The sequence below is a fragment of the Mesorhizobium sp. P160219 genome (genome assembly GCF_057786095.1).
Window position 1 is genome coordinate 1,203,681 of sequence record NZ_JBYNWG010000001.1, and the last position, 22,605, is coordinate 1,226,285.

Genomic DNA, 22,605 nt, shown 5'->3' on the forward strand with positions numbered 1-22,605 from the left:
CGCGCCCCCGGCGCAGATGCAGAATGATTCCAAAGCGTTAAGCCGACGTTAACGAGTGTGGCAGAGAGCCGCTCAGCTTCGTGGCTTGACTTGCGCCGTCTCAGGCACCGGGGTCAGTGGCCGGCGCTCGCTGAACCAGGATACCAGATTGTCGACGCACAGATCCGCCATGGCGCGGCGCGTATGGTGCGAGGCCGAGCCGACATGGGGCAAAAGCGAGGTTGGCGCCTCCAGCAAAGCCTTGGGCACATTCGGTTCATCGGCGAAAACATCGAGCCCGGCCGCGGCGATGGTGCCGTTGGCAAGCGCTGCGGCGAGGTCTGCCTCGTCGACCGTGCTGCCACGGCCGATGTTGACGAAAACGCCGTTGGCGCCAAGCGCCGCCAGGATTTCGGCATTGACCGCCTTCTCCGTGGAAGCGCCGCCCGGCACTACGGAAATCAGCGTATCGACCGCTTCGGCAAGGCCCTTCAGCGTCGGGTGGTATTCATAAGCCAGACCTTCGACCTTGCGCCTGTTGTGGTAGGCCACCGGCAGCCCGAACGCTTCCAGCCGGCGCGCAATGGCAAGGCCGATGCGGCCCATGCCGAAAATGCCGACATGCCGACCGCGCAAGGTCAGCCGGCTCAGGGGATAGTTGCCCTTCTTCACCCAACTGCCGTCGCGCAGCCATTTCTCGGCCTTGTAAAGTTCACGCACGGTGTTGAGCAAAAGGCCGATCGTGGTGTCGGCGACCTCCTCGGTCAAAACATCGGGGGTGTTGGTGACCATGATGTTTTTCTTGGCCGCATGGCCGGCATCGACCGAATCATAGCCGACGCCGAAGGAGGCGATGAGTTCGAGGTTGGGCAATGCATCCATCAATGCCGCATTGACGCCGGCGAAGGACGCAATGGCGCGCACGTCATGGCGCATCTCGTCGGTGACCAGGGCGGGATCGGCGCGCTCTATCTTGACCCGCTTGAAGGTGCGGTCGATGCGCTCGACCGCATGGTCGTTGAAATGTCCTGGCACCAGAACGGCGACGGTCTGCAACGCATCAGTCTTGGTCATGCACGCTCCACCGGCTTGCCGGTCGACTGGCGCACATGCAGTTCCGGCTTGATCAGTTCCTGTGACGGCCGTACCGCCTGTCCGTTCAGCTTGTCGAGCAGCGCGCTGGCGGCACGGCGGCCGACCTCTCGCTGGCCATTCCAGACTGTGGTGAGCGCCGGTGTCGCGATTGCCGCCTCCTCGAGATCGTCATAGCCGGTCACCGAGATGTCGGCGCCCGGCACCAGGCCGGCGCGGGCAATGCCGTTCATCAGGCCGATGGCGACCAGATCATTCCAGCAGCAAGCGGCGGTTGGCTTGTCTTTAAGCGCCAGAAACTGTCCAGCCGCCTCGAATCCGCCCTGCTTGGTGCGCGGCCCGGCGATGCGCCAGGACGGCCTGACCTCAAGCCCGGCGGCCTCCATGGCGTTGAGATAGCCCTGGTAGCGGTCGCGCCCGGTCGAGGTCTGGTCGGTGCCGCCGATCATGGCGATGCGCTTGTGCCCGAGCGAGATCAGATGATTGGTGGCAAGTGCCGTGCCATAGGCATCGTCGCCGCGAAACACCGGCACGTCGGCGCCTTCCACGCTGCGTGCGATCAGCACCGCCGGCAGGCCGTTTTCCTCGGCCATGACGATGTCGGAGGCCGGCGTGCCGATGGCCGGGGACATGATGACGCCGTCGGCGCCGAGCTGCAGCAGCGTATCGATGAAGGTGCGTTGCTTTTCCAGCTGGTCGTAGTGATTGGACAGGATGAAGGTCTGCCGGCTGCGGTCGAGTTCGCTCTCGATCGAGCGCAGGATCTCGGCGAAGAACGGGTTCATGATGTCATGCACGACGACGCCGACAATGCCCGAGCGCGAGGTGCGCAGTGAGGCGGCGCGGCGATTGTAGATATAACCGATGGCCCGCGCGTGCTCCTTGATGCGGTCACGCGTGGCGCCTGCGACCAGCGGGCTGTCGCGCAAGGCGAGGGAGACGGTGGCCGTGGAGACGCCAAGCGCATCCGCGATCGTCGAAAGCTTGATCTTTTGTGCCAGCCCTTGGCTCCCCGAGTTTTTTAAATTTTTTAAATGCGGCGTTATGCCATCGGATTCGGAGCAAATCAAAGTTTTTTCGCCAGAGCCTCCGCCTCGACATCGACGGTCGTGCGATTGCGCAGCCGCAAACGGTGCTCGCGATGGATGATGTAAAGGCCGCTGGCGACGATGATGGCTGCACCCACCAGCGTCCAGCGGTCGGGGAACTGGTGGAAGATGATCCAGCCGGACAGGATCATCCAGACCATCTGCGAATAGGGGTACGGCGCCAGCGCCGTGGTGGTCGCCAGGCGGTAGGCCTGCACCAGCAGCCAGTGGCCGCCGGCGCCGAACACGCCCAGCATCACCAGTATGAACCAGTGCCAGCCATCCTGCGGCAGCCCATGCGAGAACGGCAGCATCGGCAGAAGCAGCACGGCCGGCGCCAGCGCCGAAAACAGGATCAGGCTTTCCGAGGTTTCGCTGGCTGACATCCGCCGCGTCATGATGACGTAAAAACTGTTCGACAGCATCGAGCCGAGCGCGAAAAGATGGCCGATGCCGAACACGCCGATGCCCGGCCTTGTAATGACGAGCACGCCGACAAAGCCCGACAGGATTGCCAGCCAGCGCCGCCAGCCGGCCCATTCACCAAGCAGCGGTCCGGCAAGGGCGGTGATCACCATCGGCCCGAAGAAGTAGATCGAGGTGGTCTCGGCCAGTTGAAGCGTTTTGAGCGCCATGACGTTGCACATCGTCGAGCCGAACAGCAGACCGCCGCGCAGGATGTGGGCCGGCAAATTGTTGGCGCGGAAGCGCGACGGCTCGCGCCAGCCGCGCAGGAAGACGCCGACAAGCAGGACATGGACGGTGAAGCGGGCCCAGGCGACGATCAGCGCCGAGACGCCGGCCAGCACCAGATATTTGCTCGAGGTGTCGAGAAAGGTGAAAAAGACATAGGTCGAAAGCATGAACAGCATCGCCGCGGGCGGCGTTGCGCTTTCGTCTGATTTTGCGGGAACGTTCAATGTCAGGCCGGGCAGGGAGGATCAACGCTTAACCTTTGCGGCAATCGCCTGCGCCCGGCAAGCCAAAAGCGACTGGCACAACAGGAGCCGCGCGCAGGCTCAGCGCGGGCCGATCCTATGCCGGCTAAAGCGCCTCGCCGGATGCCACTTGCGCCTGGAGATGAAGCCACAACGCCTGGGCGACGGGTCCGTGCGGTCGGTCGCGCCGGCGCACCGCCGCCAGGGTCTCCGTCCGGCCGGGCAGATGTGCACCAGCGATCGAGATCAGCCTCCTATCCCGCAGTTCGTCCTCGATCAGCCATGCCGGCAGATGGCCCCAGGCCAATCCGTGAAGGATCAGTTCCTTCTTCATCAGATGATCCGGCACCGAGCACTGATGCGCACCGTCGACGAGGAAATAGCTCTCCGGCGACGGCCGCCGCGCCGTGTCGCGGATCACGCACTGGGTGAAGGGCCGCATCTGCTCCGGCGCAATCTCGCGGCCAGGCGCGAACGGAAGGAACCCAGGCGCCACCACCGGCACGAGGGGCACCGCGCAGAGATGGATCCGCTCGAGATGCGGATCGGAAGGATCCGCGCGATGGAAGATGAGGTCAGCCTCGCCTTCCATCAACCGTTCGAGCGGACCGCCGACCGCCTCGTACTCCAGGTGCAGGCGTGTCCCGGTGCGTTCGGCAAAGAAGCCGCTGAGCATAGGCAGGATTTGCGGTCGCGGGCACAGATCACCCACGACCACACGCAGGACCGTCTCCTCGCCACTCGCCAACTGGCCCGCATAGGTTCGCAGATGGTCGAGCTCGCGCAATGTCAGCTGCGCTCGCGCGTGAAACTCGCGGCCCGCCTCCGTCAGCCCCACCCGATATCCGCTGCGGTCGAGAAGTGTGAGCCCGAGCAACTGCTCGAGGCGTGCGACAGCGGCGAAGACGGATGGATGCGATCGGTTGAAGGCAAGGGCGGCCGCCTGGAAGCTGCCCTCGCTTGCCACGGCGTCAAAGCACCGTAGGTCGTGGAGTTTCAGACCATTCATTATCGCCAAAACCTACTGAGATTGTCCAATCATAGTAATTTTCCTGGATAATTACGAGGCCTAGGGTGGCTCATTCAAAGGGCGGCGGGAGCATCGAACTCCTTTCGCCAGGGTGAGATGAGGACCAGATGACTGACACGCTTTATTTTACGACGGGCGACGGCTGCCGGATCGCCTATCAGCTGGCGGGGGCCGGCCCTGTACTTGTGCTCTCGAATTCCATTGCGACGAACCTGCATATGTGGGACCGGCAGCTTGCGGAATTTGCCGGATCTTTCCGGGTGCTGCGCTATGATCTGCGCGGCCACGGCAGTTCCGATGCTCCGGCCGGAGCCTATTCGCTCGATCGGCTGGGCCGCGACGTCCTTGAGCTGCTGGATGCGCTTCAGATCGCCCGCGTGCATTTCTGCGGGCTGTCGCTGGGCGGCTTCGTAGGGCAGTGGCTGGGTATCCATGCCCCGGACCGCATCGAGCGTCTCAGCCTTTCCAACACCTCGCCACATCTCGGGCCGGCTTCTTACTTTGACGGGCAGATCCGTACTGTCCTTGCTGCGAGCAACATGTCGGCCGCCGCGGACATGTTCATGCACAACTGGTTTCCCGCCTCGATGCTTGCCGGCCCAAACGAAACCGTCGACGCGTTCCGCGCGATGGTCCTGGCGACGCCGCCCCAAGGTCTCGCGGGATGCTTCGCCGCCGTACGCGATTGCGATCTGCGCCGGACTGTCTCCCTCATTACCGCCCCCACCCTGGTGATCGGTGGAGAAGACGACAAGATAACGCTGGCAAGCCACAGCGAGGCGATCGCAGCCAGCATCCCCGGCGCCACGCTTACACTGCTTCCGGGCGTCCATATGCTGAACGTCGAGCGGCCGACTGAATTCATGAGCGCCGTTACACGCTTCCTGCTGAATTAGGCGTGCATGCGGGCGCCCTTGGTGATCTTGTCGACGAGTTTCTTGTCGGCACGCAGCGCGATGCCGACGATCTTGGCGTCCTCAGGGCCGAACTCGGCGAAGACGGCGCGGTTGGCCGCATCGAAGCCGGTGGCAAACATCTCCTCGACATAGGCTGACGCCGTCACGCCCCGCTCCAGCGCCTTCCGGTGGATGGAGTTGAGCGTCGGCCCATCGGCCGAAAGCACGATGACCGGCTGGATCGACAGAGGATTGTAAAGGTTGCCGGCGCGGTCGCGGTAGGGTTCGCCGATAATGTCGGGGAATTGCGCGACGACGCCGCTGGTCAGGAAGGCCGTGACGTTGAGCTGTTGCCAGACGGCGAGATCGTCCCGCAGCACGATTGCAAATTTCGTATCGAACACCAAAATGAGGACTCCGGAGCACGCCCATGAAGGGGCAGGGATAGGTGATGACGCACGATCTAGACGGTGAGGCGACGCAGGGTCTTGAACGTTCGTGCGCGGATGAGGACCGGATCGTGTCGGCGCCTGTTACCGCTGGCATCGAGCGCATCGAGGCGCATTTCCATGGCAACGCCTTCGACCTGCACCGTCATGATACACTTGCCGTCGGCGTGACGCTTTCCGGTGTGCAGCGCTTCCACTACAGGGGCACTGTCAACCACAGCCTGCCCGGCCAGGTTATCGTGCTGCATCCCGACGAAGTGCACGATGGCGGCGCCGGGACCGAGGATGGTCTGCGCTACCGGATCCTCTATCTGGAACCGTCTCTGCTGCTCGACTGCCTCGACGGCGCGCCGCTGCCTTTCGTCAGGGATGCTGTGGTCAGCGATCCCGCCTTGCGTGGCACGCTGCTTTCGGCCCTGTCGCCGCTCGATGAGGAACTGAACGAGCTGTTCGTCGCCGATTTCGTTGCGGAGCTGGCGCGGCATCTGGGGCGTCATGCGGGACAGAAGGCAAAGCCGATGGGGAAGTCGGCCTCGCGTGCGGCAGCGCTGGCGCGCGGCTATCTCGAGGAGAATGCCGAGCGGTCCGTTCGTTCCGATGAGCTGGAAGCCGTCACCGGGCTCGACCGCTATGCGCTGTCACGCCATTTTCGCGCGACCTATTCCACCAGCCCGCATCGTTTCCTGCTGATGCGCCGGCTGCAAAAGGCAAGACGGATGATCGAGATCGGCGAACCGCTGGCCGAGATTGCCGTCGGCGCCGGCTTCAGCGACCAGAGCCATTTCAACAGACATTTCAAGAAAGCATTCGGCCTGACGCCCGGCCGCTGGTCGGCGCTGGTGCGCGGCCCTTCGGTGGCGGCCTAGCTCAAGACACGCGGCCGCCGTGCCGGTCAGTCGTCGATGTCGGCGTCGTCGTCGACGAGCACCAGCTCCTCGTTCGACAAATTGGCCTCGATGCGGGCGAGCAGCTTGAACAGCGTCTTCTGTTCTTTCTTGTCGAGGCCCTTCAACGCCTGCTTCTCGGTCTTCTTAACCGACTTCTCGATGGCGTGGATGATCTCGCGGCCGGTGTCGGTGAGAAAGATATGCGCCTGGCGTGCATCCGCGGAAGAGGCGCGCTTTTCCAAAAAGCCCTGGGCCTGCAGCCGGTTTATGGTCTTGGTGATGGTCGGCGGGCGCACGCCGAGGCGGCCGGCGAGATTGCCGGGCGTCTGGCCGTCCTCGCGGTCGAGCGTCAGCATGATCTGGTCCTGGCCGGCATAGAAGCCATGCGCCAGAAGCCGCGCCGCCAGCGCGGTCCTTGCCAGCCTTGCCGCCGAATGCAGCCGGCTCATCGTTGCAGTCTTGTCCGCCTTGGCCATGGTGATCCCTCTTCGGCCGTACCGGTGCGTGCAGCATAGACGCAGCCGGCCGGTTGGCAATCGACGATCCAAAAGATTCCGGCTTTCGAAACAGCTTTGCCGGCAAGCATTTGTGGTGCTCGAAATGGTGATGCCAGATGTTTATTTCAGTTAGATGACAAACGAGTTTCCGCCAAGGCGATTGCAACGGTTTGACGCGGCGCGGCTCAGCACAGGTCAACGAAGAGGCGTTTCCGGCGACACGTTGATGGTCGGCATCCCTCGCACTCGGCCTCTCGGTCTACCCACCCGCTTCGTCAACCTGGGTCAAACACCCAGGCGGTTTGCCTCGTGCAAAAGGCCGGCACACATCCTATATCAGGCCAACAATCCCTTCTTGCGGCCCGCAATTCCGTGGCCCAGCCATTTCGAGGCAAGATATGAGCGAAGCACAGACGCAAATCCCCGTGACCGTTCTCACCGGCTATCTCGGCGCCGGCAAGACGACGCTGCTCAACCGCATCCTGTCGGAAAACCATGGCAAGCGTTATGCCGTCATCGTCAATGAATTCGGCGAGATCGGCATCGACAATGATTTGATCGTGGAATCCGACGAGGAAATCTACGAAATGAACAATGGCTGCGTCTGTTGCACGGTGCGCGGCGACCTGATCCGCGTCGTCGAAGGCCTGATGCGCCGCCCGGGCCGCTTCGACGCCATCGTCGTCGAGACCACCGGCCTTGCCGATCCGGTGCCGGTGGCGCAGACCTTCTTCATGGACGACGACGTGCGCTCCAAGACCAGGCTCGACGCTGTCGTGGCCCTGGTCGACGCCAAGCACCTGCCGCTCCGGTTGAAGGATTCCAAGGAAGCCGAGGACCAGATCGCCTTCGCCGATGTCGTCGTGCTCAACAAGACCGACCTGGTGACGCCCGAAGAGCTGGCCAAGGTCGAGGCCACCATCCGCGCCATCAACCCGGCGGCCAGGATCCACCGCACCACGCGCGCCGGCGTGGCGCTGTCCGAAGTGCTCGACCGCGGCGCCTTCGACCTGTCGCGCGCATTGGAGAACGACCCACATTTCCTCGAGGCGCACGATCATGATCACGACCACCATGACCATGACGGGCACGATCACCACGACCATGATCACGACCATCATCATCACGATCACGCGCATCCCTCCGACATCCATGACGTGACCGTGCAGTCGGTGTCGCTGCGCGGCGGCGAGATGGACCCGAAGAAATTCTTCCCGTGGATCGAGAAGATCACTCAGATGGAAGGTCCCAACATCCTGCGGCTGAAAGGCATCATCGCGCTCAAGGGCGACGACGAGCGCTATGTCATCCAGGGCGTGCACATGATCATCGAAGGCGACCACCAGCGCGCCTGGAAAGACGGCGAAAAGCATGAGAGCCGGCTGGTGTTCATCGGCCGCGAGCTTGACGCCGAGCGGCTGAAGAAGAGCTTTGACGCCTGCCAGGCGGCCTAAACGCCTCAGAGGGTTGATTTTGGCGTGATGTACACATATGATGTGTACATCACGTTGAGGAGACAATTTATGCCGCGGCCCGCCGACAACAAGACTGAGCGCTATCAGATTCGCATTGCGCCCGCGCATAAGGCGATGATTGCACGCGCCGCTGCGTTGTCTAACCAGGATGTTGCCGACTTCATCCTCAACAGGATCGTTCCCGAGGCGCAGGCTGTTATCGAAGCGGCTGAGATTACGAAAGTATCCGATCGTGATTTTGCACGCATACTCGACCTGTTGGAAAACCCGCCGAAACCCAACGCTAAAGTTCGAGCGGCGATAGCCGCCTTGCCAGATACGCTGTGACCCTTCCGTCCTGGCATGAGCAGCCCATTACTAAACAGCACGATCGGGCTTCGTTTGATTGCGGTGATACGCAAATGAACGATTTTTTGCGAAGGTTCGCGCGACAAAGCCACGAGCAGAATGCGGCAAAGACCTTTTGCGCAATAGACGATAGAGCCCCGGAGCGGATTTTGGGTTTCTACACAATTGCTCCGTCTGCCGTACCTCACGACGCCGTACCCACGGCGATGACGAAAGGGTTGGCGCGGCACGAAGTCTCTGGGTTCAAGCTTGCACGTCTTGCGACGGATCTCAGTGTTGCGGGTCACGGATTGGGTGGGCAGTTGCTTGCGGCCGCTGCGCTGCGCTGCTTACGCCTGGCTGGCGAAGGCGGCGGCATCCTGCTCATCATTGACGCCAAAAGCGAGCGGGCAGCGAGTTGGTATGCCGGCTACGGTGCAGAGTCTCTTCTAGACCAACCACTGACGCTGATAATGCCGCTCGCGACCTTCGCGACGGAGTTGCGAACAAACAGGCTGCTTTGATGCCTACCTTCTTGCCTTTGGCGACCGCCACCAATCCCTGGTGATTGCCGATGAGGGAAACGTCAAGTAAGTCGCCAAGACAAATTCGAAACCTCCTTCGCCCAGGAAGCCATGCCCACAGTTGCCCCCCTTGACCTGGAAGGTCACTGCCTTGCCGCCGTCTTCCTCGACAACGTGCCGCATTTTGCGCTGGCCGATGGGACAGTTCATAGGCTCGACAACGGCCACAAGGCAATTCAGGCCAATGACGGCCTGCTCTCCACGTTCCATGACGCCGCCAACGACCGCCTGATCACCGGCGGCGAGGACGGCAAGATTTTTGCTGTCACCGCAGGTGGCACCGTCGGCGAATTGGCGAGCGCCGGCAAGAAGTGGATCACCAGCGTCGCCGCCGGGCCGCAAGGCGCTATCGCCTATGCCACAGGCAAGACTGCCTTCGTGCGCTTTGCCGACGGCAAGACCAAAGAGTTTGCCCATCCGCGTTCGGTCGAGGGGATGGCCTTCTCCCCCAAGGGCATACGCTTCGGCGTCGCCCGCTACAATGGCGCGACGCTGCATTTCCCGGCCGCCGAGGGCAAGCCGGTGGAGCTGGAATGGGCCGGTGCCCATACCGGCGTCACCTTCTCGCCGGATGGCGCCTTCCTCGTCACCACCATGCAGGAAAACGCGCTGCATGGCTGGAAGCTCGCCGACGGCAAGCACATGCGCATGACCGGCTATCCCGGCAAGGTCAAAAGCCTGTCGTGGAGCGTGAAGGGCAAATGGCTGGCGAGTTCCGGCGCGCCGGCGGCGATCGTCTGGCCGTTTTCGGGCAAGGACGGCCCGATGGGCAAGGCGCCGCTGGAGCTCGGCACGCGCGGCAACGCCATGGTGACATCGGTTGCCTGCCATCCGAGCCAGGATGTCGTCGCCGTCGGCTATGATGACGGCATGGTCATGGCGGTGCGCTTTACCGATGCCAAAGAGGTGCTGTTGCGCCGCCCGGGCAAGGGCGCCATCACCGCGATGATGTGGGATAAGGAAGAGCGCCGGGTCGCCTTCGGCAGTGCCGCCGGCGACTGCGGCGTCATCGATATCTCGGCGTGACCTATTCGGCTCCGCACGACACCTTGCCGGTCAATTCTTTCGGCTTGCCGTCCTGTTCCGTGTCGGCGGCGTTGTCGTAGACGGCAAGCGTGTACCGGCCGTCATAGACGCCCTCGTCACTGGTCTTGGTCAGGATCGTCAGTTCGACAGAGTTGAATTTATCTCCGAGCTGATGCTCGTGGTAGACGTTCAGCCGCAACTCCTTGTCGTCCAGCCAGTACTGGGTGAGGTCGGAATCCTCAAAGACGGTCTTGCGCAGACTGTCGCCTTCCGGCCGGCCAAGTATCTCGAGATCGCCGCGAAAATTGAAGGTCGGGCCGCCCATACCTCTGGTGACCCCGGCGCCGACCTCGAATTGCACCGCTTTGTCATCGACGGAACACCAGACGCCGCCCGATGCGGAAGCCGCAGCGGCCGACAAGAGTAGCGCAATAGCGCAGATGATCGTCCGCATTTTTCTCCCCAAACCACAGACCCGATCGCATTGGCGCCCGACTGCGCCGGAAGGTCAAGTCTGCCGAACTTGCTGCTGACCCAATGCAGGGCACCAACACGGCCAATTGCGGTTGCCGTCGCCAATTGGGTAGTGTGCCGGCCGAGAGGGATTTCATGCACAGCACGAACAGTTCAAAAGCATCCATCGGCGGTATCAGCCGTGACCGCATCGCTGCATTGCGGACAAGCGAGGCGAACACCTTCCGCAAGGCGCGGCCGAAATCGCAGGCCAAGGTCGGTAACGGCCTGCCAGGCTTCTTCGGCGGTGTGCCGATGCACTGGATGAACGACTGGCCGACGCCATTCCCGATCCTGGTCGAAAGCGCCAAGGGCGCCGCCATCACGGATATCGACGGCAACAGGCTGGACGATTTCTGCCTCGGTGACACCGGCTCGATGTTCGGCCATTCGCCGCCGCCGGTGGCGCGCGCCATCCGCCGCCAGGCCGGGCGCGGCCTGACCTATATGCTGCCTTCGGAAGATGCGCTGGCCATCGGGCCGCTGCTCACACAGCGTTTCGGTCTGCCGTTCTGGCAGATCGCCACCACCGCCACCGACGCCAACCGCTTCGCGCTGCGCGTCGCCCGCGCCGTCACCGGCCGCGAAAAGATACTGGTCTTCAACGGCTGCTATCACGGCTCGGTCGACGAGACGATGGTCCGGATGGTCGACGGCAAGCCCGTGAATCGGCCGGGGCTGGCGGGTGAGTTTCGCGACCTGACCAAGACGGCGAAGGTCATTGAATTCAACGATGTCGCCGCGCTGCAAGCAGCGCTCAAGGACAAGGATGTCGCCTGCGTCATTGCTGAGCCGGTGCTGACCAATTCCTGCATGGTGCTGCCCGATCCGGGTTTTCACGACGCCTTGCGCAAACTGACGCGCGCGGCCGGAACGCTGCTTCTGATAGACGAGACGCACACGATTTCGACTGGACCCGGCGGCTACACCAGGAAATTCGGGCTGCAGCCCGACCTGTTCGTGCTGGGCAAGCCGATCGCCGGCGGCGTGCCGGCAAGCGTGTGGGGCATGAGCGACGAGGCCGCCTCGCGCTATGCCGACTACAATCGAACCAAGGAGCCGGGCTATTCCGGCATGGGCACGACGCTGTCGGCGAACCCGCTGCAGTTCGCAGCCATGCGCGCAACGCTCGAAGAGGTGATGACGCAGGAGAATTATGCCCGGATGGATCGCCTCGCCCTGCGGCTCGATGCCGGGCTGACCGGCGTCATCGATCGCTACAATCTGCCCTGGCATGTCGCCCGCGTCGGCGCCCGCGTCGAGTTCATCTGCGCCCCTGGCCCGCTCAGGAACGGCGCCGAAGCCGAGACTGCCCATGCGCCGGAGCTTGAGGCGGCTATCCATGTCGCGCTGGTCAACCAGGGCGTGCTGATCGCGCCCTTTCACAACATGATGCTGATCTCACCGGCCACCACCGGCGCCCAGGTCAACCGGCTGGTCACCGCCTTCGCCACGGTTGCGGCAAGGCTGACGGCATGAGACAAGCTGCCAAGCCAAACTCGAGTACACTAATCATGACTTCACCTTCGGGCTCGACGCCCGCCGAGGCGCAAGCCTTTCTCGACGCCCATCCCGAAATCGAAGCCTTCGACATCGTCTTGACCGACGCCAACGGGGTCGGCCGCGGCAAGATCGTGCGCCGGCATGAGCTGAAAAGCATCTTCGAGGGCGGCCGCCACATGCCGATCTCGATCCTCGGCCTCGACATCACCGGGGAGGATGTGCACGAAACCGGGCTGATCTGGACGACTGGAGACGGCGATCTCAGGGCATGGCCGATCCCCGGCACGCTGGTGCCGCTTTACGGCACGAACCCGCCGCGCGGCCAGTTGCTGATGGCGATGTACCATCTCGAGGGACAGCCTATGTCGTCGGACCCACGGCTGGCGCTGGCCAGGCAGGTCGACATCTTGGCGGCCAAGGGCCTCTATCCCGCCGGCGCCTTCGAACTCGAATTTTTCCTGCTTGCCAATGAGCGTGACGCCGACGGCAAGGTAAAGCCGGCGGACGCCGTGCTCGACGGCCGCCGCTCGGCCAAGACGGAAGTCTATTCCGTCGACCATCTGCACGGCATGGAGCCGCTGTTTTCCGACATCTATGCCGCGGCTAAGGCGCAAGGCATTCCGGCCGAAACGGTGATTTCCGAATACGCGCCCGGCCAGTACGAGCTGACGCTGAATTACCGCAAGGATGTCATGCGGGCGGCCGACGACCTCGTCATGTTGAAGCGGCTGGTGCGGGCGCAGGCGCGCCGCCATGGTGTTACCGCCTGCTTCATGGCCAAGCCGATCGAAAAATATGCCGGCTCCGGCATGCATTTCCATGTTTCGCTGCAGGACAAGAACGGCCGCAACGTTTTTGCCGAAGCAGGCGGCGAAAGCTGGTCGCTGCCGCTGCTGCAGGGGCTCGGCGGGCTGATCCAGACCATGGCCGAATCGATGCTGGTGTTTGCGCCGCACGCCAATTCCTGGCGGCGCTTCGTCTCGCAGTCCTATGCGCCGGTGGCGCCGACCTGGGGCGTCAACAACCGTTCGGTGGCGCTGCGCGTGCCGGCCGGCGACGCCAAGAATCGGCGCATCGAGCACCGGCCGTCGGGCGTCGACGCCAATCCCTACCTGATCGCGGCAACGGTGCTGGCCGGCATCATCAAGGGTCTGGACGAAGGCCTCGACCCCGGCCCTGAAACCACTGGGAATGGCTATGAAGCCGCTGTCACGCGCACGACCATGCCGGTCGACTGGCGCGCCGCGATCGAGGCGGCGCGGGCCTCGAGCTTCCTGAAAGAGGCGCTTGGCGAGGATCTGCATCGCACCTTCGTGGCGATCAAGCAGTCGGAGTATCTGCGCGTCGCGCGTACGGTGAGCGAGCTGGACTACCACCTCTACCTGCACGAGGTCTGAGAGACCGTTTCGAAATTCTACTCCGGCGGCCATCGATGGTGGTTTCTGCGCTTCCGATGCTCACGGACCAAATGTCCGCTGCGCTTCGGTTCTCGAAACCACCACCATATGACTCGCCAGAGCGAATTTCGAAACGGTCTCTGATTGCCCTGACGGCGGGCGGCGATCACTTTTTCGCCGCCTGCATCAAATGAGGTGGCGCTGCAGCCTTCAAGAACATATCATGAACGGATGAGCGCGCCCACCGTCCGTGAAAAGCTGGCAATCCTGTCTGACGCCGCCAAATACGACGCCTCCTGTGCTTCGTCCGGCTCGGCGAAGAAGGATTCGCTCCAATCCGGCGGTATCGGCTCCACAGAAGGCATGGGCATCTGCCATTCCTACGCGCCGGATGGCCGCTGCATTTCGCTCCTGAAAATCCTGCTCACCAATTTCTGCATTTACGATTGCAGCTACTGCATCAACCGCTCGTCATCGAATGTGCGCCGCGCCCGCTTTAGCATCGACGAGGTGGTGAAGCTGACCATGGACTTTTATCGGCGCAACTACATCGAAGGCCTGTTCCTGTCCTCCGGCGTCATCCGTTCGCCCGACGAGACCATGGCCGAAATGGTGGAAGTGGCGCGGCGGCTGCGGCTGGACGAAAAATTCTCCGGCTATATTCATCTGAAGACCATTCCGGAAAGCTCGGCCGAACTGGTCGAGCAGGCCGGGCTCTACGCCGATCGGCTGTCTATCAACGTCGAACTGCCGACCGATGAGGGCGTCAAGAAACTGGCGCCGGAGAAGAAGCCGGAAACGATCCGGCTTTCCATGGCGAACCTGCGCCGGAAGATGGAGGAAAAGGCCGAGCCGACGCTGAGGACCAAGAAGCGCGAACGCTTTGCGCCCGGAGGTCAGTCGACGCAGATGATTGTCGGCGCCGACAAAACATCCGACGACGGCATTTTGCACACCAGCGCGCGGCTCTATGGCAGCTATCACCTGCGGCGCGTCTATTATTCCGCCTTCAGCCCAATCCCGGATTCGTCATCGTCGCTGCCGCTGCAAAAACCGCCGCTGATGCGCGAGCACCGGCTCTATCAGGCCGACTGGCTGATGCGTTTCTACGGCTTTTCGCAGCCGGAAATCCTCGCCGGCAGCAGCGACGGCATGCTCGATCTCGCCATTGACCCCAAGCTCGCCTGGGCTTTGCGCAATCGGGCGAGGTTTCCCGTCGACATCAACCGCGCCGATCGGGAAGCGCTGCTGCGGGTTCCGGGTCTGGGCACCAAGGTGGTGGCGAAGATCCTTGAAACCCGCCGCCACCGACGTATGCGGCTGGAAGATGTCGGACGGATCTGCCATTCGATCGCCAAGCTGAGGCCCTTCATCATCGCCGAAGGCTGGTCGCCGGGCGGACTCACCGACAAGACAGGCCTGCGCGATACGATCGTAAAGTCCTGCGAACAACTGTCGCTGTTTTGACCATGCAGCCGGCCCAGCTCGACCTTGCCCGATACACCGTCCGGCTAGCGAGCCAGACCGATTTCGCCGGTTGGCGCGATGCGGCACGGCGTCTGGCGCTGAATGAGGTCCGGCCTGAGGATATTAGTTGGGGTGTCGGGTCCGACGCCAATGATCCTCAAGATGCCTTGCCGGCGGTGCCAGAGGGCGCGCAGCTTACCGTCCCGCGCGAGTTCATCGCCCATGCAGAAACTGCCTTCTGCCACTCCGACCCCGGCCGGTTTGCCTTTCTCTACCGGATGCTTTGGCGCCTTCGCACCGAGCCGAAACTGCTGGCGATCGCATCCGATCCCGACACCAGGCGGCTCGAAGCCATGGAAAAGGCGGTGCGGCGCGACAGCCATAAGATGCATGCCTTCGTACGCTTCCGGAAGATCGGCGACGGCGAGAACGAGCGCTACGTCGCCTGGTTCGAGCCGGAGCATTTCATTGTCGAGCGCAACGCGGATTTCTTCGTCCGGCGGTTCACCGGCATGCGCTGGACCATCCTGACGCCCTATGCCTCCGCCGACTGGAACGGCGAAAGGCTGGCGATCGGGCCGGGTGCGGCCAAGGGCGATGCACCCGATCAGGACGACACCGAGGCGTTGTGGCTGACCTATTTCGAAAACATCTTCAACCCGGCGCGGCTCAAGGTGAAGGCGATGCAGAAGGAGATGCCGAAGAAATATTGGCGGAACCTTCCCGAGGCCTCGCTCATTCCAGATCTGATCGCAGGAGCGGACGAGGCCGCCAGGGATATGATTGCCAGACTGCCGACAATGCCGGCGCCGCACCACGCCAAGCTGCAGGCGAAACATTGGCCGAAGCGCGAGCCGGCCGAGGCGCCGGACGATGACGCCAACACCATTTCCGAGCTACGCGAAGCCGCGAAAGGCTGCCGCCGCTGCCCGTTGTGGCGCGACGCGACACAGACCGTGTTCGGCGAGGGGCCGGATGACGCCAAAGTGGTCTTCGTCGGCGAACAACCTGGCGATCAGGAAGATCTCGCCGGCAAACCTTTTATCGGGCCAGCGGGCAAAGTGTTCGATGCAATTCTCGATGACGCAGGCGTCGACCGGCAAAAAGTCTACGTCACCAACGCCGTCAAGCACTTCAAGTTCGAGCCGCGCGGCAAGCGCCGCATCCACTCGAAGCCAAATACCGGCGAAGTCCAGGCCTGCCGCTGGTGGATCGGCCGGGAGCTTGAGCTGATCAAGCCGGACCTCGCCGTGGCGCTTGGGGCAACGGCGGCGTTGTCGCTGCTGGGCAAGGCCATTGCCGTGACGAAAATGCGCGGCCAGTTGATCGAACGCGAGGATGGCTTGCGCGTGTTCATCACCATCCACCCGTCCTTTATCCTGCGCATTCACGAGCCGACGGACAAGGAGGCTGAGCGCGAGCGGTTCCTAAAGGATATGAAAGAGGTGAAGCGGCTGATGGGGTCGTGAGATGAGCGAAAGCCTCAGCGACATCGTCATCCGCGGGCGAACAAGGAGCTTCGCTCCTGCTTCGCCCAGGGATGACGAAGCTGAGTGGCTTCACGGTCGTGAATCCAACGTTGGAAACTTCGGCCGCCACGGCCGAATTAACTGATCAGGATTGCCCTCAGATCATTCACATTCGTACCCGTCGGCCCCGGCACGAACAGATCGCCGATCGCGTTGAACGCCGTCCAGGCATTGTTGCCGGCCAGCATCGCCTTGGCGCCGACGCCGGCGGCACGCATGCGCGAGACGGTCGAGCCATCGGCAAAGGCGCCGGCATTGTCTTCCGAGCCATCGATGCCGTCGGTATCGGCGGCCAGTGCATGAATACCTTCCGCGCCGCTGATGCCGATGGCAAAGGCGAGCAGGAATTCGGAGTTGCGGCCGCCCTTGCCCCTTTTTCCGTCAACAGGGGCCCGCAAGGTCACGGTCGTCTCGCCGCCGGACAGGATCAGCACCGGCTTTTTGAACGGCCGGTTGCGCGTCGCCACTTCGCGCGCAATGGCTGCATGCACGCCACCGACCTCGCGCGCCTCGCCCTCGATGGAATCGGAGAGGATGACGGCTTCGATGCCCTGCCGTTTTGCCTCAGCGGCTGCCGCTTCCAGCGACACGCCAGCCGAGGCGATCAGGTGCACTTCATTGCGTGAAAAGCGCTGGTCATCCGGATCTGGCGCATCGGCCTCTGGCGAGTTGATGTGCGCCATGACGGCGTCGGGCAGTTTCATGCCGTAGGCCGCTATCGAGGCCAGCGCATCGGCGCGGTTGCCGGAGTCGGGCACGGTCGGGCCGGAGGCCACCAGCGCCGGGTTGTCTCCGGGAATATCAGAGACAACCAGTGATACCAGTTTGGCCGGCCAGGCGGCAGCTGCCAGCCGGCCGCCCTTGATGGTCGAGAGATGCTTGCGGATTGTGTTCATCGCCGCAATCGGCGCGCCGGAGGCAAGCAGCGCCTCGTTGACGGCGATTTCGTCGGCGAGCGTCAGGCCGGGGGCAGGCGACGGCAGCAGCGCCGATCCTCCTCCCGATATCAGCGCCACTACCAGGTCGTCCGCAGTCAGCCCTTGCACCTTTTCGAGCAGGCGCCGCGACGCCTCAAGACCGGCAGCGTCCGGTACCGGATGTGCCGCCTCGATGATTTCGATGCGCTCGCATCTGGTGCCATAGCCGTAGCGGGTGACGACCAGCCCTTCGATCGGCCCGTCCCACACCTTCTCGAATGCCGCCGCCATCTGCGCCGATCCCTTGCCGGCGCCGATGACGATGGTGCGGCCACTGGGCCTCGCCGGCAGATGATTCCGGATGGTCCGTTCAGGATCGGCAGCGGCAACAGCGGCATTGAAGATCGAGATGAGAAAGGATTTTGGGTCGAGCACGGTTATCCTTGGCCGTAACTGGCGGTTTTCAAACTGAGCAAACGTTGGCGCTGCCCCTCTCCCTTATCCTTTCCCCGTGAAAGACGGGGAGAGCGGGCTTGTCCCTTCTCCCCGTCACTATAGGGGGAGAAGGTGCCGGCAGGCGGATGAGGGGCAGCGGTAGCGTCACGATTTATCTTCCGGCGGCAGCGCCAATTGTGTCCGATCGAGGCCGAGATGATCGCACAGTGCATCGACGACGACGCCGTGGTCCTGGCGTTCCGGCAGGCCGGAGACGGCGATGACGCCGATCACGCCAGCCCCCTTTACAGTCACCGGAAACCCGCCGCCGGCCAGTACGTAATCAGCAATATCCAGCCCCTCGCCGACCTTGAAGGTGCGGTCCGGTCGCTGCTGCTCCAGCACCAGGCGATAGGTGCTCCTGAGGTAGCGCTTGACCACATTGATCTTGCGTCGCGCCCAGTCGGGGTTGGAGGCGTTCGAACCCGGCAGCGCGGCATAGAACAGCGGCCGATCCCACAGCCTGATATCGACAATGATGGGCAGCTTTTCGGCCAGCGCCCGCTCTCGGATCGCCGCGCCGATCTTGAACGCGACGGCCTCGTCGAAGGCCGGGAAGACCAGTGTCTCTTCCTGCTTCTGGATCAGAGCGATGTCGTCGGCAGCGGCCATTTTGTTCTCCGAAATCGTCACAAATCGTGTGTACGACAAGCTCCGCCCGGTCAAGGTCTCGTCGCGGTGGTGGTCTTGCCCCGCCAGGGTCGCCCCCCACTCCGTCGAGCTTCTCTCGACACCTCTCCCCCGATCGACGGGGTAGAGGAAGGGCGCAAAGCTGTCCGAACCGGCGCCCGTCCTCCGAAGCAAAGGCTCCCTTCCTCTCCCTCCGGAGGGGGGAGAGTTGGCGCCGCGAAGCGGCGACGGAGTGGGGGAACCTCTTGGCAACCAGGCGCAATCATCATCTTGTCCCGCGCGGATGATAAGTCCTAACCCGCGATCATATCACTCTTGGCCGGCCGCCCCGCGACATAGACCTCGCGCACGGCACGGTCGTCGCCCAGCGTCTGCAGCAGGAACAGCTCCTCCGCCAGCGTCTCCACAGTCGCCATCCTCAGCCGCATCGCCGGCGTGGCGCGGGCGTCGAGCACGGTGATGTCGGCATCGGTGCCTTCATCCAGCGTGCCGACCTTGTCCGCCATAGACAGCGCCTCGGCATTGCCACGTGTTAATTGCCAGAAGGACTGGAACGGGTTCAGCTTTTCGCCAGTCAGCGCGATCACCTTGTAGCCCTCGTCCATGGTGCGCAGCATCGAATAGTTGGTGCCGCCGCCGACATCGCTGGCCGCGGCGATGCGCAGCGGCTTGTCGCGGCGCCGAAAGCGCTGGTAATCGAACAGGCCGGAGCCGAGGAACAGGTTCGAGGTCGGGCAGAACACCGCCACCGAGCCTGAGTCCGACAGCGCATCGGCCTCTCGTTCCGAGAGATGGATGCAGTGGCCGAACAGGCTCTTTGGCCCCAGCAGGCCATACTGCTCGTAGACATCGGTGTAGTCGCGCGCCTGCGGATAGAGTTTTTGCGTGAAGGCGATTTCGGCGTGGTTTTCCGACAGATGCGTCTGCATATGCAGATCGGGATGCTCGCGGCAGAGCGCGCCCGACATCTCCAACTGTTCGGGCGAAGAGGTGATGGCGAAGCGCGGCGTGATCGCATAAAGCTGGCGGCCCTTGCCGTGCCATTCCGCAATCAGTGCCTTCGTATCGTCATAGCCGGATTGCGGCGTGTCGAGCACGCCTGCCGGCGCGTTTCGATCCATCATCACCTTGCCGGCAATGTTGAGCATGCCGCGCGCATGCAATTCGGCAAAGAACGCTTCGGCAGACGCCTTGTGCACCGAGCAGTAGGCGGCGACCGTCGTCGTGCCGTGGCGCACCATCTCGTCCAGGAACAGCCGGGCGATGCGGCGGCCATGCTGGGCGTTGGCGAATTTGGTCTCTTCGGGAAAGGTGTAGGTGTTCAGCCAGTCGAGCAGTTCGGCGCCGTAGGAGGCAATGACCTGCATCTGCGGGAAATGCGCATGCGCATCGATGAAGCCGGGCAGCAGCAGATGCGGCCGATGATCGATCCTTTTCGCACCGTCGCCCGCTTGCTTTTCGACTTCCGTGTAGCTGCCTGCGGCAACGATCCGGCCGTCACGGATCAGCAGGCCGCCATCCTCCTCATAGCGCCAGGCGGCATGGTCGTCGATGGCTTCGGGCCAGCGCAAGAAGCTTAGCGTGCGGCCGCGCAGAAGTGTGGAGGTCATCCCTATTTCCCTGCGCCTTCGAACCAGGCGACCAGCAGCGCCCGTTCCTTGTCGCTGATCTGGGTGACGTTGGCGGGCGGCATGGCGTGGCTGCGCCCGGCCTGCAAATAGATTTCACGCGCATGCTCGGCAATGCCGGCGTCGGTGTCGAGCATCACGCCCTTCGGCGCATGGTAGATGCCTTCATAGACCGGCTCGGCCGTATGGCACATCGAGCAGCGGCCAAGCACGGTGTCGCGCACCGCCGGGAAATGCGACGAGGCGATATAGACTTCAGCCGCGGCGGATGCCTTGAGCTCGCCGGTCAGTATTTTCGGCGCTGTCGACAGCCACATGATGATGACGAACAGCACCGCAGCCGCCATCCAGGTCCAGTGCGGGTTGCCGGCACGCTTATGCACGGTATTGAAATAGTGCCGGATCAAGACGCCGATGATGAACACCAGCGAGGCGATGACCCAGTTGAACTCCGTCGCAAACGCCAGCGGATAGTGGTTCGACAGCATCAGGAACAGCACGGGCAGCGTCAGGTAATTGTTGTGCAGCGAGCGCTGCTTGGCGATCTTGCCGTATTTCGGGTCGGGCTTGCGGCCGGCAATCAGGTCGGCGACGACGATCTTCTGGTTTGGAATAATCACCATGAAGACGTTGGCCGACATGATCGTGGCGGTGATGGCGCCCAGATGCAGGAAAGCGGCGCGGCCGGTGAACAGATGCGTCAGCCCCCAGGCGATGAACACCAGCACGCCATAGAGCACCAGCATCAGTCCGGTGTCACTTTTGCCGAGCGGCGACCGGCAGAGCAGATCGTAGACAACCCAGCCGACGCCGATCGTCGCCATCGACAGCAGGATGCCCACGGGAACCGACATGGACAGAACATTGGGGTCGATCAGGAACAAATCGGCGCCGGCATAGTAGACCACGCACAGCATGGCGAAGCCGGACAACCATGTGGCGTAGGATTCCCACTTGAACCAGGTCAGGTGTTCCGGCATTTCGGCCGGCGCCACCAGATATTTCTGGACGTGGTAGAAGCCGCCGCCATGCACCTGCCATTCCTCGCCGAATGCGCCGGCCGGCATGCCGGGGCGCTGGCGCAGCCCAAGGTCGAGCGCGACGAAATAGAAGGACGAGCCGATCCAGGCGATGCCGGTGACGACGTGCAGCCAGCGCACGGCGAAACTCAGCCAGTCCCAGAAAATCGCGAAATCCATCATTTGAAATCGTCCCTGCCGATCGGCTGACTTTACGGTGTCGGGCGCAAACGAAAAGAGGCGAGGTGTACGATGACTTTCAAAAAAAAATGGAAAATACTAGGCTGACCACGTACGCCGCCACATAAAGAGCCACGAATGGCCTATCTCGACAACATCGCCGTCTTCGTCCGCGTCGTCGAGCTTGGTAATCTCTCGGCGGCAGGCCGCGACATGCGCATTTCGCCGGCGGTCGCCTCCAACCGCATCAAGGAGCTGGAAAAACACCTCGGCGTGCGGCTGTTCAACCGCACCACACGGCAATTGATGCCGACGGAGCATGGCACGGTGTTCTACTCCGGCGCCAAGCAGGTGCTGGAGGCGATCACCGAGGCGGAAGCCGCGGTCTCGGCTCTTTCCGGCCAACCGCGCGGCACCATCAAGGTGACCGCACCGCTCGGCCTCGGACGGCGGCTGGTGGCGTCGGGCATTCCGGATTTCCACGACAAATACCCCGATATCGAGGTGCGGCTGAGGCTCTCCGACCACAATATCGACATCATGAAGGAAGGCATCGACGTCGCCTTCAAGCTCGGCATCATCGAGGATTCCAGCCTGCGGATGCGCGGCATCATGGAATGTGAACGCGTGCTGGTGGCGGCACCGAAATATCTCGAAGCGCGCGGCGAGCCGGTGGAGCCACAGGAGCTGATCGGCAAGAAGCACGACTGCCTGATGCTGCGCTATTCCGGGGCGCGCGAATATGTCTGGACGCTGCAGACGCCGTCCGGCCCGCAGAAATTCGAGGTGCACGGCCCCTACGACACCGACGATGGCGATGTGCTGACCGGCTGGGCGCTGTCGGGCCGCGGCATCATCAACAAGCCGCGCTTCGAGGTCGAACCCTTCATCCGCGACCGGCGGCTGCAGGTCATCCTGGCCAGCACGCCGCCAACGCCGGTGCAGTTCGCCGCCGTCTATCCGCACAAGAAGCTGCAGGACCCGAAGGTGCGGCTGTTGCTCGACTTCATGGCCGAGCGTTGCCAGCGGCTGATCAAGGATTTGCTGGCCGGCCGGTAG

General features: G+C 63.0%; 22 protein-coding genes. 11 read left to right on the forward strand and 11 right to left on the reverse strand.

Features of this window, described 5'->3' with window-relative positions:
* Window positions 1-72 precede the first annotated feature (72 nt).
* The 4 genes from AC3EMP_RS06045 to AC3EMP_RS06060 form a co-directional block, all read right to left on the reverse strand.
* A complete protein-coding gene (locus tag AC3EMP_RS06045) occupies window positions 73-1,053 on the reverse strand; it encodes a 2-hydroxyacid dehydrogenase (RefSeq protein ID WP_023703659.1) in 981 nt (326 codons plus the stop codon).
* Window positions 1,050-2,072: a LacI family DNA-binding transcriptional regulator gene (locus AC3EMP_RS06050; RefSeq protein ID WP_023671355.1), complete on the reverse strand. Its 1,023-nt coding sequence runs from the start codon at window positions 2,070-2,072 to the stop codon at window positions 1,050-1,052. Before AC3EMP_RS06050 ends, AC3EMP_RS06045 begins: the two co-directional genes overlap by 4 nt.
* Window positions 2,073-2,137: 65 nt before the next feature.
* Window positions 2,138-3,022, reverse strand: coding sequence for a DMT family transporter (locus AC3EMP_RS06055; RefSeq protein ID WP_352447225.1), 885 nt, complete (start codon window positions 3,020-3,022; stop codon window positions 2,138-2,140).
* Between the two features lie 181 nt (window positions 3,023-3,203).
* Complete coding sequence (locus tag AC3EMP_RS06060; protein ID WP_352710695.1) at window positions 3,204-4,106, reverse strand: LysR family transcriptional regulator; 903 nt, start codon at window positions 4,104-4,106, stop codon at window positions 3,204-3,206.
* Window positions 4,107-4,234: 128 nt separating this feature from the next.
* Between AC3EMP_RS06060 and AC3EMP_RS06065 the strand changes: the two genes are divergently transcribed.
* Window positions 4,235-5,023 (forward strand): alpha/beta fold hydrolase, encoded by a 789-nt coding sequence (locus AC3EMP_RS06065; protein ID WP_352710698.1) that lies wholly within the window; start codon window positions 4,235-4,237, stop codon window positions 5,021-5,023.
* Here AC3EMP_RS06065 and AC3EMP_RS06070 read toward each other — a convergent pair.
* Window positions 5,020-5,427: a DUF2000 family protein gene (locus AC3EMP_RS06070; protein WP_352710701.1), complete on the reverse strand. Its 408-nt coding sequence runs from the start codon at window positions 5,425-5,427 to the stop codon at window positions 5,020-5,022. The genes AC3EMP_RS06065 and AC3EMP_RS06070 overlap by 4 nt on opposite strands.
* Window positions 5,428-5,474: 47 nt before the next feature.
* Between AC3EMP_RS06070 and AC3EMP_RS06075 the strand changes: the two genes are divergently transcribed.
* Complete coding sequence (locus tag AC3EMP_RS06075) at window positions 5,475-6,338, forward strand: AraC family transcriptional regulator (RefSeq protein WP_023694716.1); 864 nt, start codon at window positions 5,475-5,477, stop codon at window positions 6,336-6,338.
* 26 nt (window positions 6,339-6,364) lie between these two features.
* Here the strand turns inward: AC3EMP_RS06075 and AC3EMP_RS06080 are convergent, their stop codons facing one another.
* Window positions 6,365-6,835 (reverse strand): MarR family winged helix-turn-helix transcriptional regulator, encoded by a 471-nt coding sequence (locus tag AC3EMP_RS06080; RefSeq protein WP_023694717.1) that lies wholly within the window; start codon window positions 6,833-6,835, stop codon window positions 6,365-6,367.
* A 419-nt stretch (window positions 6,836-7,254) separates the two neighbouring features.
* On the opposite strand from AC3EMP_RS06080, the gene AC3EMP_RS06085 reads away from it, so the two are divergent.
* The 4 genes from AC3EMP_RS06085 (at window position 7,255) to AC3EMP_RS06100 (ending at window position 10,268) form a co-directional block, all read left to right on the forward strand.
* Complete coding sequence (locus tag AC3EMP_RS06085; RefSeq protein WP_023694718.1) at window positions 7,255-8,310, forward strand: CobW family GTP-binding protein; 1,056 nt, start codon at window positions 7,255-7,257, stop codon at window positions 8,308-8,310.
* Between the two features lie 69 nt (window positions 8,311-8,379).
* Window positions 8,380-8,658 carry a type II toxin-antitoxin system TacA family antitoxin gene (locus AC3EMP_RS06090; RefSeq protein WP_352710704.1) on the forward strand — a complete coding sequence of 93 codons (279 nt, stop codon included), beginning with the start codon at window positions 8,380-8,382 and terminating at the stop codon, window positions 8,656-8,658.
* Window positions 8,655-9,182 (forward strand): hypothetical protein, encoded by a 528-nt coding sequence (locus AC3EMP_RS06095; RefSeq protein WP_023752460.1) that lies wholly within the window; start codon window positions 8,655-8,657, stop codon window positions 9,180-9,182. Before AC3EMP_RS06090 ends, AC3EMP_RS06095 begins: the two co-directional genes overlap by 4 nt.
* Window positions 9,183-9,293: 111 nt before the next feature.
* Window positions 9,294-10,268 carry a WD40 repeat domain-containing protein gene (locus AC3EMP_RS06100; protein WP_352710707.1) on the forward strand — a complete coding sequence of 325 codons (975 nt, stop codon included), beginning with the start codon at window positions 9,294-9,296 and terminating at the stop codon, window positions 10,266-10,268.
* A gap of 1 nt (window position 10,269) precedes the next feature.
* Here AC3EMP_RS06100 and AC3EMP_RS06105 read toward each other — a convergent pair whose 3' ends face one another.
* On the reverse strand, window positions 10,270-10,722 hold the full coding sequence (locus AC3EMP_RS06105) for a hypothetical protein (RefSeq protein WP_023683507.1): 453 nt from the start codon (window positions 10,720-10,722) through the stop codon (window positions 10,270-10,272).
* Between the two features lie 155 nt (window positions 10,723-10,877).
* Here AC3EMP_RS06105 and AC3EMP_RS06110 point away from each other — a divergent pair, with 155 nt between their 5' ends.
* From AC3EMP_RS06110 to AC3EMP_RS06125, 4 genes are all read left to right on the forward strand, one after another.
* The gene (locus AC3EMP_RS06110; RefSeq protein ID WP_023752459.1) at window positions 10,878-12,260 is read left to right on the forward strand and encodes an aspartate aminotransferase family protein; all 1,383 of its coding nucleotides are present in this window, start codon (window positions 10,878-10,880) and stop codon (window positions 12,258-12,260) included.
* A 35-nt stretch (window positions 12,261-12,295) separates the two neighbouring features.
* Window positions 12,296-13,681: a glutamine synthetase family protein gene (locus AC3EMP_RS06115; protein WP_023683505.1), complete on the forward strand. Its 1,386-nt coding sequence runs from the start codon at window positions 12,296-12,298 to the stop codon at window positions 13,679-13,681.
* Between the two features lie 231 nt (window positions 13,682-13,912).
* Window positions 13,913-15,148 (forward strand): putative DNA modification/repair radical SAM protein, encoded by a 1,236-nt coding sequence (locus AC3EMP_RS06120; protein WP_023694722.1) that lies wholly within the window; start codon window positions 13,913-13,915, stop codon window positions 15,146-15,148.
* 2 nt (window positions 15,149-15,150) lie between these two features.
* Window positions 15,151-16,617 carry a UdgX family uracil-DNA binding protein gene (locus tag AC3EMP_RS06125; protein WP_023694723.1) on the forward strand — a complete coding sequence of 489 codons (1,467 nt, stop codon included), beginning with the start codon at window positions 15,151-15,153 and terminating at the stop codon, window positions 16,615-16,617.
* 137 nt (window positions 16,618-16,754) lie between these two features.
* Here the strand turns inward: AC3EMP_RS06125 and AC3EMP_RS06130 are convergent, their stop codons facing one another.
* The 4 genes from AC3EMP_RS06130 to AC3EMP_RS06145 all read right to left on the reverse strand — a co-directional run bounded on the left by AC3EMP_RS06130 (window position 16,755) and on the right by AC3EMP_RS06145 (window position 21,549).
* Window positions 16,755-18,035 (reverse strand): glycerate kinase type-2 family protein, encoded by a 1,281-nt coding sequence (locus AC3EMP_RS06130; protein WP_031209106.1) that lies wholly within the window; start codon window positions 18,033-18,035, stop codon window positions 16,755-16,757.
* A gap of 159 nt (window positions 18,036-18,194) precedes the next feature.
* Entirely contained in the window at window positions 18,195-18,701 is a 507-nt protein-coding gene (locus tag AC3EMP_RS06135; RefSeq protein WP_352594976.1) for a heme-degrading domain-containing protein, read from the reverse strand.
* Window positions 18,702-19,012: 311 nt separating this feature from the next.
* Entirely contained in the window at window positions 19,013-20,329 is a 1,317-nt protein-coding gene (guaD, locus tag AC3EMP_RS06140; protein WP_488494593.1) for a guanine deaminase, read from the reverse strand.
* 2 nt (window positions 20,330-20,331) lie between these two features.
* The gene (locus AC3EMP_RS06145; RefSeq protein WP_352594970.1) at window positions 20,332-21,549 is read right to left on the reverse strand and encodes a urate hydroxylase PuuD; all 1,218 of its coding nucleotides are present in this window, start codon (window positions 21,547-21,549) and stop codon (window positions 20,332-20,334) included.
* Window positions 21,550-21,684: 135 nt separating this feature from the next.
* Between AC3EMP_RS06145 and AC3EMP_RS06150 the strand changes: the two genes are divergently transcribed.
* Window positions 21,685-22,605, forward strand: a complete 921-nt coding sequence (locus tag AC3EMP_RS06150) for a LysR family transcriptional regulator (RefSeq protein WP_352496979.1) — start codon at window positions 21,685-21,687, stop codon at window positions 22,603-22,605.